This is a genomic window from Kineococcus gypseus, from assembly GCF_050871305.1.
Taxonomy (GTDB): Bacteria; Actinomycetota; Actinomycetes; order Actinomycetales; family Kineococcaceae; genus Kineococcus; species Kineococcus gypseus.
In genome coordinates, this window is sequence record NZ_JBJLRD010000082.1 from 1 (window position 1) to 10532 (window position 10532).

Consider the following 10532-nt stretch of genomic DNA (forward strand, 5'->3'; position numbering starts at 1 on the left):
CGCCGCCCGCCCCCCCCCCGGGGGCGGTGCGGCTCGTCGCGCCCCCGCGCGCGGCCGGGGCGGCGGCCGGCGGGGCGACGGGCGGGCGGGGCGCCGCCCGCGCGGCGCTGGCGGCGACGGGCGGCGCGGTGCTCCTGACCGGCCTGCTCGTGCTGCGGCGCCGGCGCGGCGCCACGGCGCTGCTGGTGCTCACCGCCGTGGCGGCCGTGCTGGCCTCCACCGCGGTGCAGCACGCTCGCGCCACCACCGGCGACCTGCCCCGCTGGGGAGCGCAGCGCGCCGTCGCCCGCGCCGTCGCCGAGGTGCGCTCCGACCCGCGCCCGCTGCGCTCCGCGCGCGCCGGCGCACCGGCCCGGGTGGCGGTGGACGTGCACCTGACGGCGGTGCTGGTGCGCGGGCGGCACCTGGACGTCGCCGCGCCCGCGACCGTCTTCGCCGACGCCGCCACCTGGCGGGCCGCCGTCGGCAGCCGGGTGCGCCTGAGCGCCCGGCTGGCGCCGGCCGAGCCGGGGGAGCGGGCCGCGGTGCTGCTGCACGCGCGCGGCGCGCCGCGGCCCGTGGCGGCCCCCGGCGCCGTGCACCGCGCCGCCGAGCGGCTGCGGGCGGGGCTGCGCGCGGCGTGCGCCGGGCTGCCCGCCGACGCGCGCGGCCTGCTGCCCGGGCTCGTCGTCGGCGACACCTCCGCTCTGCCGCCCGACCTGGAGGCGGCCATGCGCGCGGTGGGGCTGAGCCACCTGACGGCGGTCAGCGGCGCGAACACCACCCTCGTCGTCGGTGCCCTGGTGCTCGTGGCCTCCCGGCTGGGCCTGGGGCGCCGGCTGCGGCTGCTGGCCGCCGGTGCCGGGCTGGTCGGCTTCGTCGTGCTCGCCCACCCGGAGCCGAGCGTGCTGCGCGCCGCCGTCATGGGCGCGGTGGGGCTGGCCGGGCTGCTGGCCGGGCGACCCGCGCGGGGGGTGCCGGTGCTGGCCGGCGCGGCGCTGGTGCTGCTGGTGGCCGACCCGTGGCTGGCGCGCGAGGTCGGCTTCGCGCTGTCGGTGCTGGCCACCGCCGGGCTGCTGCTGCTGGCCCGCCCGTGGGCGCAGCGCCTGCACGGCGCCGGGGTGCCGCGCGCGCTCGCCACCGCCGTGGCCGTGCCCGCGGGGGCGCAGGCGGTGTGCGGGCCGGTGGTGGTGCTGCTCACACCGTCGGTGCACCCGCTGTCGCTGCCGGTCAACGTCCTGGTGGCGCCCGCCGTCGCCCCGGCCACCGTGGTGGGGCTGGTGGCCACGCTCGTGGCGGCCGCGTGGCCGGCCGCGGCGGCGGTGGTGGTCCTGCCCGCCGGCCTGGCCACGCAGTGGGTCGCGCTCGTGGCGCGGCGCGCGGCGGACGTCCCGCTCGCCGTGCCGCTGCCCGCCGGCGCGGCCGGTGCCGCGGTCGTGGCCGCCGGCACGGTGCTCGCGGTCCTGGCCGCCGCGGCGGTGCTGCGCGCCCGGCGCGCCGGGCCGGGCCGGCGCCGGGCGCTGGCGGCCGCGCTCGTCGCGGTGCTGGCCGCCGCGGTGCTGGTGCGCTGCGCGCCGCGCTGGGGCGGGCCCACCGGGCCGTGGCCGGCGCCGGACTGGCTCGTGGTCGCCTGCGACGTCGGGCAGGGCGACGCGCTCGTGCTGCGCTCGGGGGACCGCTCGGCGGTCCTGGTGGACGCCGGTCCCGACGCGGAGCTGGTCGACGGCTGCCTGCGGCGGCTGGGCGTGCGGCGCCTGGACGCGGTGGTGCTCACCCACCCGCACGCCGACCACGTCGACGGCCTGCCCGGCGCCCTGCGCGGTCGCGCGGTCGGGCGGGTGCTGGTCTCCCCGCTGCCCGTGCAGCCGGCCTCCCGGCGCGTGGCCGAGGCCGCCGCCGCGGCCGGGGTGCGCCCGGTGCCGGCCGCCGCGGGGCTCGCCGGGGTGAGCGGGCGGGTGGCCTGGACCGTCCTGGCGCCGACCGCCGCCGTCGCCGGCACCCGGGCGCCGGACTCCTCGCAGGTCAACGACGCCAGCGTCGTCCTGCTCGCCGAGGTCGCCGGGGTGCGGGTGCTGCTGACCGGCGACCTGGAGCCGGACGCGCAGCGCCGGCTGCTGCGCACCGCCGGCTCCTGGCCCGGCGGCCCGCTCGTCGACGTCGTCAAGGTGGCCCACCACGGCTCCGCGCGCCAGGAGCCGCAGCTGTACGCGGCGCTGCGGGCGCGCGTGGCGCTGGTGCCGGTGGGCGCCGTCAACGACCACGGCCACCCGGCCGCGCCCACCCTGGCGCTGCTGGACTCGCTGGGGGCGCGGACCCTGCGCACCGACCGCGACGGCGACGTGGCGGTGGCCGGCGCCGCCGGGCGGCTGCGCACGCTGGTGCGCGGGCCCGACCCGCGCGAGGCCGCGCGGCGCGCGCGGTACTCCGGCGGGTGAGGGACGGGACGGCCGTGTCCGGCACGGCTGGCAGGCTGTCGCCGTGCCCAGCAGGACCACCCCCGCCCGCGCGGCGAAGAAGCCGGCCGCCCCGGCGCCGTCCCCGCACGACGTCGAGCCGGCGCCCGTCGTGCTGCTCACCGGCGCCGAGGACCACCTGGCCGACCGGGCGCTGACGGCGCTGCTGGCGCGGCTGCGCGAGCGCGACCCGGCCTTCGAGCGCACCGACGTCGCCGCCGCCGCCTACCAGAAGGGCCAGCTGGCCACCTGGACGTCGCCGTCGCTGTTCGACGAGCAGTCCCTCGTCCTCGTCGACGGCGTCGACGCGGCCACCGACGCCTTCGTCGAGGACGTCCTGGAGTACCTGGCCGCGCCGTCCGAGAGCGCGGTGCTGGTGCTGCGCCACCGCGGCGGCAACCGCGCGCGCCGGGTGCTGGAGGTCGCGCGCAGCACCCCCGGGGCGGTGGAGGTGCCCTGCCAGCCGCTCAAGCGCGACCAGGAGAAGGTGGACCTGGTGCTGGCCGACGCCCGCCGGGCGCGCCGGCGCATCGACGTCGAGGCCGCCCGGGCGCTGGTGGCCGCCCTCGGCGGCGACCTGGGCGAGCTCTCGGCCGGCCTGGACCAGCTGCTCACCGACACCGAGGGCACGGTCACCGAGGCCGACGTGCACCGCTACCACTCGGGGCGGCGCGAGGCGACGGGCTTCGAGGTGGCCGACGCGGCCGTGGCCGGCGACGCCGGGCGGGCGCTGGCGCTGGTGCGCCACGCGGAGGCGACCGGCGTGCCGGCCGTCGTGGTGGTCGCCGCCCTGGCCTCGCGGCTGCGCCAGCTCGCCCGGGTGGCGGCCGCCCGCGGGCGCAGCGCCGACGTCGCCCGCGACCTGGGCATGGCGCCGTGGCTGGTGGACAAGGTGCGCCGGGAGGTGCAGGGGGTGGCGCCGGAGGGCTTGGCCCGGGCGATCCAGGCCGTCGCCGCCGCCGACCACGCCGTCAAGGGCGGCGGCGGCGACGGCGCCTTCGCCCTGGAGCGGGCCGTGCGGGTCACCGCCGAGGCGCGCGAGCGCTGAGCCCCCCGTCGAGCCCCTGGGCGGCGCCGCCGCCCGGCGACGGCCCGGCCACGACCAGGCGACGGCCCGGGACGGCCCGGGGACGACGGAGGGCCGGGTCCCGCGGGGACCCGGCCCTCCGGTGGGGCCTGCGCTCAGGCGGCGGAGCCGACCTTGGCGGCGGTGCGGGCGATCGCCGACTTGCGGTTGGCGGCCTGGTTCTTGTGGATGACGCCCTTGCTCACGGCCTTGTCGAGCTTGCGGGTCGCGTGCTTGAGCGCGGTCTGCGCCTTCTCGGCGTCGCCGGAGGCGGCGGCCTCGCGCAGGGCGCGCACGGCGGTGCGCAGCTCCGACTTGACGGCCTTGTTGCGCAGGCGCGCCTTCTCGGCGGTGATGATGCGCTTCTTCTGGGACTTGATGTTCGCCACGGGGCGTCCGTCTCCTTGCGGTCGAGCTGGTCGGTGTCAGAGGGCGGCCGGGACACCTGGACTCCGGCGTGGGGGACCGGTGGTGAGGGTGATCGGCCGTGACCTCCGCACGAGGAGGCGAAGGCGTCGTCCAGGTTACCAGGGGGCGCGGCCTCGGCCGGACCGGTGAGGGGCGCTGCGCGCGTAACCCCCCGGAAACGTGGGGTCCCTAGGGTCCGGGGCGTGGTCGACGTCTTCGAGGGCTACCGGGACTCCCCGGCCGGGTCCGCCGCGCGCCGGGCGGTGGACGAGATGCTGGGGCTCGACGGGGCGCCGCGCCCCGAGTGGGCCGCGCTCTTCACCGCCCTGCGCGACCTGCCCGCCACCGAGCTGCTGGCGCGTGCCGACCAGCTGGCCAGCACCTTCCTGGACCGCGGGGTGACCTTCGACTACGCCGGCGAGGAGCGCCCCTTCCCGCTGGACGTGGTCCCGCGCATCATCGAGGCCCAGCAGTGGGCCGTCGTCGAGCGCGGCGTGGCGCAGCGGGTGCGGGTGCTGGAGGCGTTCCTGGCCGACGTGCACGGGCCGATGCAGGTGGTGCGCGACGGCGTGGTGCCGCGCCGGGTGATCACCTCCTCCAGCCACTTCCACCGCGCCGCGGTGGGCGTCGAGCCCCCCGGCGGGGTGCGCGTGCACGTGGCCGGCATCGACCTGGTGCGCGACGAGCACGGCGACTTCCGCGTGCTGGAGGACAACGTGCGCGTGCCCAGCGGGGTCAGCTACGTGCTGGAGAACCGCCAGGCGATCACCCAGGTGCTGCCCGAGGCGCTGCAGGCGCACCGGGTGCAGCCGGTGGCCGACTACCCGCGCACGCTGCTGGCGGCGCTGCGCGCGTGCGCCCCCGAGGGCGTGGACGACCCGACCGTGGTGGTGCTCACGCCCGGCGTCTACAACTCCGCGTACTTCGAGCACTCCCTGCTGGCGCGTGCGATGGGCGTGGAGCTGGTCGAGGGCCGCGACCTGGTCTGCCGCGGCAACCGCGTGCACATGCGCACCACGGCCGGGGACCGCCGCGTGGACGTGGTCTACCGCCGCGTGGACGACGAGTTCCTGGACCCGGTGCACTTCCGCCGCGACTCGGTGCTCGGCTGCGCCGGCATCCTCAACGCTGCGCGCGCGGGCGGGGTGAGCATCGCCAACGCCGTCGGCAACGGGGTGGCCGACGACAAGCTCGTCTACACGTACGTGCCGGACCTGGCGAAGTACTACCTCGGCGAGGAGCTGGTGCTGGGCAACGTGCCCACCTACCGCATGGACGTGCCCTCCGAGCGCGAGGAGGCCCTGGACCGCCTGGCCGAGCTCGTCGTGAAGCCGGTGGACGGCTCCGGCGGCAAGGGCATCGTGGTGTGTCCCGACGCCTCCCCCGGGGAGCTGGCGCAGCTGCGCGCGCGGGTGCTGGCCGACCCGCGCGGGTGGATCGCCCAGCCGGTCGTGGCGCTGTCGACGGTGCCGACGCTGGCCGGGGCGAGCCTGCGCCCGCGGCACGTGGACCTGCGCCCCTTCGCCGTCAACGACGGCACCACCGTGCGGGTGCTGCGCGGCGGGCTGACCCGGGTGGCGCTGCGGGAGGGCTCGCTGGTGGTCAACTCCAGCCAGGGCGGCGGCTCGAAGGACACCTGGGTGCTGGCCGCGGACGACGAGGCCGTGGCCGCGGCGGACGAGCCGGCGCCGGTGCGCCCGGCGGAGGTCGCGGACGGGCACCACCTGGCCGACCGCGGCCCCGGCGGCGCCGAGCGCGGCCACCGCCCGGGCGAGCAGGAGCAGCAGCAGCAACAGCAGCGGGTGCGGCCGGCGCGGCGCGGCGGCGGGCGGGCGGTGGCGGGGTGCTGAGCCGCATCGCGGAGTCGCTGTTCTGGATCGGGCGCTACGTGGAGCGGGCCGACTCCACCGCGCGCATCCTCGACGTGCACGTCGAGCACACCCTGGCCGACCCGTGGATCGACGAGTCCGCGGTCTCGCGCTCCCTGCTGAGCGTCATGGGCACCCCCGTGGAGGACGGCGCGCGCGCCGGCCGGCGCGAGCTGCTGGAGGTCCTCGCGCACGACCCGCTGAGCCCCAGCTCGATCACCGGCGCCCTGGGCGCGGCGCGCGAGAACGCCCGCCGGGCGCGCGAGACCGTCTCCTCGGACATGTGGGAGAGCCTGAACACGACGTGGAACGCGCTGGCGTCGGGGCGCTGGCGGGCGGTGGCCGCCCCCCGCTTCTTCGCCTGGGTGCGCGAGCGCACCGCCGTCGTCAACGGACTGGTCGACGCGACGATGAGCCGCGACGACTCCTGGCAGTTCTTCGTGCTGGGCCGCTCCCTGGAGCGCGCCGACATGACCGCGCGCCTGGTGGACACCCGCGCGGTGCCCGGGGTGGGCGCGCAGTGGCCGCTGCTGCTGCGCTCGACGGGGGCGTACGAGGCCTTCCTGCGCGCCTACCGCGGCTCGAGCACCGGTGCGGCCGGGGAGGTGCACGCCGCGGAGTTCCTGCTGCTGGACCGCCTCTTCCCGCGCTCGGTCGTGCACGCGCTGGAGAGCGCCGAGGCGTGCCTCGAGGCGCTGGAGCCGCAGCCGCGCCGGGCCGGCTACGCCGCCGACGCGCGCCGGGTGCTGGGCCGGGCGCGCACTCGGCTGGAGTTCTCCAGCCCCGAGCAGCTGCTGGAGGACCTGCACGCGCAGATGCGCGCGGTGCAGGAGGCGTGCTCGCAGGCCTCGCTCGCCGTCGGCGAGCGGTTCTTCCCGCTCGCGGGAGCGGTGTCCTGGACGGCGGGGAGGTCGTGATGCGGCTGCGCATCGTGCACGAGACGACGCACACCTACGACGGCGACGTCGTCGCCAGCTTCAACGAGGCGCGCGTGACGCCGCTGACCACGCCGCACCAGACGGCGCTGGACTCGCGGCTGGAGGTCGTCCCGGCCGCGGCGACGACGCGCTACTGGGACTACTGGGGCACCCACGTGACCGCGTTCGACCTGCACGTGCGCCACCGCCGGCTGGTGACGACGGCCACGAGCCTGGTGGAGACCGACCGGCGCCCGGACCGCCACGCGGCGCGGCCGCTGTCGTGGTCGGACCTGCGCGCCGACGCCCTGGTCGACGAGCTGGCCGAGCTGCTGGCGCCCACGCCGCGCACCGCCCCGCCGGACGGGTTCGCCGACGCGGTGCGCGAGCTGGTCGGGGGCGCGGACCCGCGCGAGGCGGCGCACCGGCTGTGCGCGTGGGTGCACGACGAGGTGGGGTACGTGCCCGGCGCCACCGGCGTGCACGCCACCGCCCAGGAGTCGTGGGACCTGCGCCGCGGGGTGTGCCAGGACATCGCCCACCTGGCGCTGGCCGGGCTGCGCGGGCTGGGCGTGCCGGCGCGCTACGTCTCCGGCTACCTGCACCCGCACCCGGACCCGGCCACCGGCGAGGAGGTGGCGGGGGAGAGCCACGCCTGGATCGAGTTCTTCGACGGCGCCTGGACCGGCTGGGACCCCACGAACGACTGCGCCGTGGGCGACCGGCACGTGGTGGTGGCCCGCGCCCGCGACTACTCCGACGTCAGCCCCCTGCGCGGGGTGTACTCCGGGCCGCCGTCGTCGGTGCGCGCGCGGGTGCTGGTCACGCGCCTGGCCTGAAGCGCCCGGCCGGTCCGCTCGGCCCCCGGCGGCGGGTCGGCCCCCGGCGGCGGGTCAGCTCCCGGCGGCCGGGCGGCGCGCGCGGCGCCGGTGCAGCACCAGCAGCGGCGCGCCCAGCGCGGCGGCCGGCACCGCGAACGGCAGGACGGCGCCCAGGGCGACGGCCGCGGCGCCCAGCACGCGCAGCAGCGCGCCCCAGCCGGCGGCCAGCCCGCCGGTGAACCCGCCCGGGGCGGCCGCGGCCGCCGCGGGCCCGTCCTCGCGCAGCAAGACCTCCGCGGTGGCCAGCGAGACCTGGTCGGCCAGGGAGCGCTGGCGCGCCTGCAGGGCCTCCAGGTCCGCCTGCCGGCGCGCGATCTCGCCCTCCAGCGCCAGCACGTCCGGGATCGTCGTCGCCTGCGGCAGCCGGGCGCGGAAGGTGGCCAGCACCGCCTGCGCGGAGGTCACGCGGCTGTCCACGTCGGCGACCTCCGCGGTCACGTCCGCGGCGGTGGTGCTGCGCTCGACCTGCCGGCCCAGGGCCGCGACGTCGTCGAGCAGCTGCGCCAGGCGCTCGCCGGGCACCCGCACCGTCAGCCGCGCCGAGCCCGCCCCCTCGCCGCCGCCGGTGCTGCTCGCGGTGACCAGCCCGCCGGCGGCCGCGGCGAGGTCGGCGGCGCGCTCGGCGGCCGCCGCGGCGTCGCCCACCTGCACCGCCAGGGTGGCGGTGGAGACCACCGCGCGCCCGGGCAGCACCCCGCCGGCGAGCGCCCCGTCGGCCGGCGCCGCGGCCGTGGCGTCGGCCGCGGTCACCGCGGCCCCTTGCGCGCCGCTCGCCGCCTCCTGCGCGCCGGCCCCGCCCGCGGCGGGGGCGGCATCGGAGGACCCGGCGCCGGAGCCGCTGCAGGCGCCCAGCGCCAGCGGGAGGGCGAGCAGGAGGGCGGGCAGCGCGCGGCGGGTGGGCGTGCGGGGCATGGCGGGCCTCCCGGTGGTGCGGTCGCCGTGACCGCCCCGCTGGGACGCGCACCGCGCCCGCCCGGTTCCCGCCGCCCGCGTGCGACGATGGGGGTCCACGACCGTGCCGACGAGAGGTGCACCCCGCCCGTGTCCCCGATGGCCGCGAAGCCCCCGGCGCCCGCCTCGACGCCGCCGGAGCTGCTGCGCAACTTCTGCATCATCGCCCACATCGACCACGGCAAGTCGACGCTGGCCGACCGCATGCTGCAGCTGACCGGGGTCGTGGACGAGCGCGCCATGCGCGCGCAGTACCTGGACCGCATGGACATCGAGCGCGAGCGCGGCATCACCATCAAGTCGCAGGCCGTGCGCATGCCCTGGGGCGTCGGCGGCACCGACTACGCCTTGAACATGATCGACACCCCCGGGCACGTCGACTTCACCTACGAGGTCTCCCGCTCGCTGGCCGCGTGCGAGGGCGCGGTGCTGCTGGTGGACGCCGCGCAGGGCATCGAGGCGCAGACCCTGGCGAACCTCTACCTCGCCATGGAGAACGACCTCACGATCATCCCGGTCCTGAACAAGATCGACCTGCCGGCGGCGCAGCCGGAGAAGTTCGCCGAGGAGCTCGCCGGCCTCATCGGCTGCGAGCCGCAGGACTGCCTGCGCGTGTCGGGCAAGACCGGCGTGGGCGTCGAGGCGCTGCTCGACGAGATCGTGCGGCAGGTCCCCGCACCCGTGGGCGACCCCGACGCCCCCGCCCGGGCGATGATCTTCGACTCCGTCTACGACACCTACCGCGGCGTCGTCACCTACGTGCGGGTGATCGACGGTCACCTCTCCCCGCGCGAGCGCATCGCCATGATGTCCACCAGGGCCACGCACGAGCTGCTGGAGATCGGCGTCTCCTCCCCGGAGCCCGCGCCCTCGCAGGGCCTGGGCGTCGGCGAGGTCGGCTACCTCATCACCGGCGTGAAGGACGTGCGCCAGTCCAAGGTCGGCGACACCGTCACCAACGCCGCCAAGCCGTCCACGCAGGCGCTGGGCGGCTACCGCGACCCCAAGCCGATGGTGTTCTCCGGGCTGTACCCGATCGACGGCTCGGACTACCCGCTGCTGCGCGACGCCCTGGACAAGCTCAAGCTCAACGACGCGGCGCTGGTGTACGAGCCGGAGACGTCCGCGGCGCTCGGCTTCGGCTTCCGCATCGGCTTCCTGGGCCTGCTGCACCTGGAGATCGTGCGCGAGCGCCTGGAGCGCGAGTTCAACCTGGACCTGATCTCCACCGCCCCCAGCGTCGTGTACGAGGTGACGATGGAGGACAGGAAGGTCGTCACGGTCACCAACCCCTCGGAGTTCCCCGAGGGCAAGGTCGCCGAGATCCGCGAACCCACCGTGCGCGCCACGGTCCTGGCGCCCAGCGAGTACATCGGCGCCATCATGGAGCTGTGCCAGCAGCGCCGCGGCGAGCTGCTGGGCATGGACTACCTGTCCGAGGACCGCGTCGAGATGCGCTACCGGCTGCCGCTGGCGGAGATCGTCTTCGACTTCTTCGACAACCTGAAGTCGCGCACCCGCGGGTACGCCTCGCTGGACTACGACGTCGACGGCGACCAGGCGGCGGACCTGGTGAAGGTCGACGTGCTGCTGCAGGGCGAGCAGGTCGACGCCTTCAGCGCCATCGTGCACAAGGACAAGGCGTACGCCTACGGCGTGATGATGGCCGGCAAGCTCAAGGAGCTCATCCCGCGCCAGCAGTTCGAGGTGCCCATCCAGGCGGCGGTGGGCGCGCGCATCATCGCGCGCGAGAACGTGCGCGCCATCCGCAAGGACGTCCTGGCCAAGTGCTACGGCGGTGACATCACCCGCAAGCGCAAGCTGCTGGAGAAGCAGAAGGAGGGCAAGAAGCGCATGAAGATGGTCGGCCGCGTGGAGGTCCCCCAGGAGGCGTTCATCGCCGCGCTGTCCTCCGACGCCGCCGGCGACAAGGCCAAGGACAAGGCGAAGAAGTAGCGCCGCCCCCGCGCCGCCGCGGCGCCCCGCGACGCCCACCGGGGCGTCGCGGG

Annotated in this window: 8 protein-coding genes; 6 read left to right on the top strand and 2 right to left on the bottom strand. The window is 77.6% G+C overall.

Annotated features, from left to right (window positions below; genetic code table 11):
• Together ACRYMN_RS19910 and holA are read left to right on the top strand one after the other, a co-directional pair.
• On the top strand, window positions 1–2414 hold a 2414-nt coding region (locus ACRYMN_RS19910), incomplete at its 5' end, for a ComEC/Rec2 family competence protein (RefSeq protein ID WP_432498967.1).
• A gap of 43 nt (window positions 2415–2457) precedes the next feature.
• Window positions 2458–3480 carry a DNA polymerase III subunit delta gene (holA, locus tag ACRYMN_RS19915; protein WP_432498970.1) on the top strand — a complete coding sequence of 341 codons (1023 nt, stop codon included), beginning with the start codon at window positions 2458–2460 and terminating at the stop codon, window positions 3478–3480.
• A gap of 134 nt (window positions 3481–3614) precedes the next feature.
• On the opposite strand, the gene rpsT is transcribed toward holA, so the two are convergent.
• Window positions 3615–3887 carry a 30S ribosomal protein S20 gene (rpsT, locus tag ACRYMN_RS19920; protein ID WP_432498972.1) on the bottom strand — a complete coding sequence of 91 codons (273 nt, stop codon included), beginning with the start codon at window positions 3885–3887 and terminating at the stop codon, window positions 3615–3617.
• A 222-nt stretch (window positions 3888–4109) separates the two neighbouring features.
• On the opposite strand from rpsT, the gene ACRYMN_RS19925 reads away from it, so the two are divergent.
• From ACRYMN_RS19925 to ACRYMN_RS19935, 3 genes are read left to right on the top strand one after another with little or no spacing between them, the layout of a single operon-like run.
• Window positions 4110–5756 carry a circularly permuted type 2 ATP-grasp protein gene (locus ACRYMN_RS19925; protein ID WP_432498975.1) on the top strand — a complete coding sequence of 549 codons (1647 nt, stop codon included), beginning with the start codon at window positions 4110–4112 and terminating at the stop codon, window positions 5754–5756.
• Window positions 5750–6691 (top strand): alpha-E domain-containing protein, encoded by a 942-nt coding sequence (locus tag ACRYMN_RS19930; protein ID WP_432498978.1) that lies wholly within the window; start codon window positions 5750–5752, stop codon window positions 6689–6691. Before ACRYMN_RS19925 ends, ACRYMN_RS19930 begins: the two co-directional genes overlap by 7 nt.
• A complete protein-coding gene (locus ACRYMN_RS19935; RefSeq protein WP_432498980.1) occupies window positions 6691–7530 on the top strand; it encodes a transglutaminase family protein in 840 nt (279 codons plus the stop codon). The genes ACRYMN_RS19930 and ACRYMN_RS19935 overlap by 1 nt, the downstream gene beginning before the upstream one ends.
• A gap of 54 nt (window positions 7531–7584) precedes the next feature.
• Here the strand turns inward: ACRYMN_RS19935 and ACRYMN_RS19940 are convergent, their stop codons facing one another.
• Window positions 7585–8484, bottom strand: a complete 900-nt coding sequence (locus tag ACRYMN_RS19940; protein ID WP_432498981.1) for a DUF4349 domain-containing protein — start codon at window positions 8482–8484, stop codon at window positions 7585–7587.
• A 138-nt stretch (window positions 8485–8622) separates the two neighbouring features.
• Here ACRYMN_RS19940 and lepA point away from each other — a divergent pair, with 138 nt between their 5' ends.
• The gene (lepA, locus tag ACRYMN_RS19945; RefSeq protein ID WP_432498984.1) at window positions 8623–10479 is read left to right on the top strand and encodes a translation elongation factor 4; all 1857 of its coding nucleotides are present in this window, start codon (window positions 8623–8625) and stop codon (window positions 10477–10479) included.
• Window positions 10480–10532 lie beyond the last annotated feature (53 nt).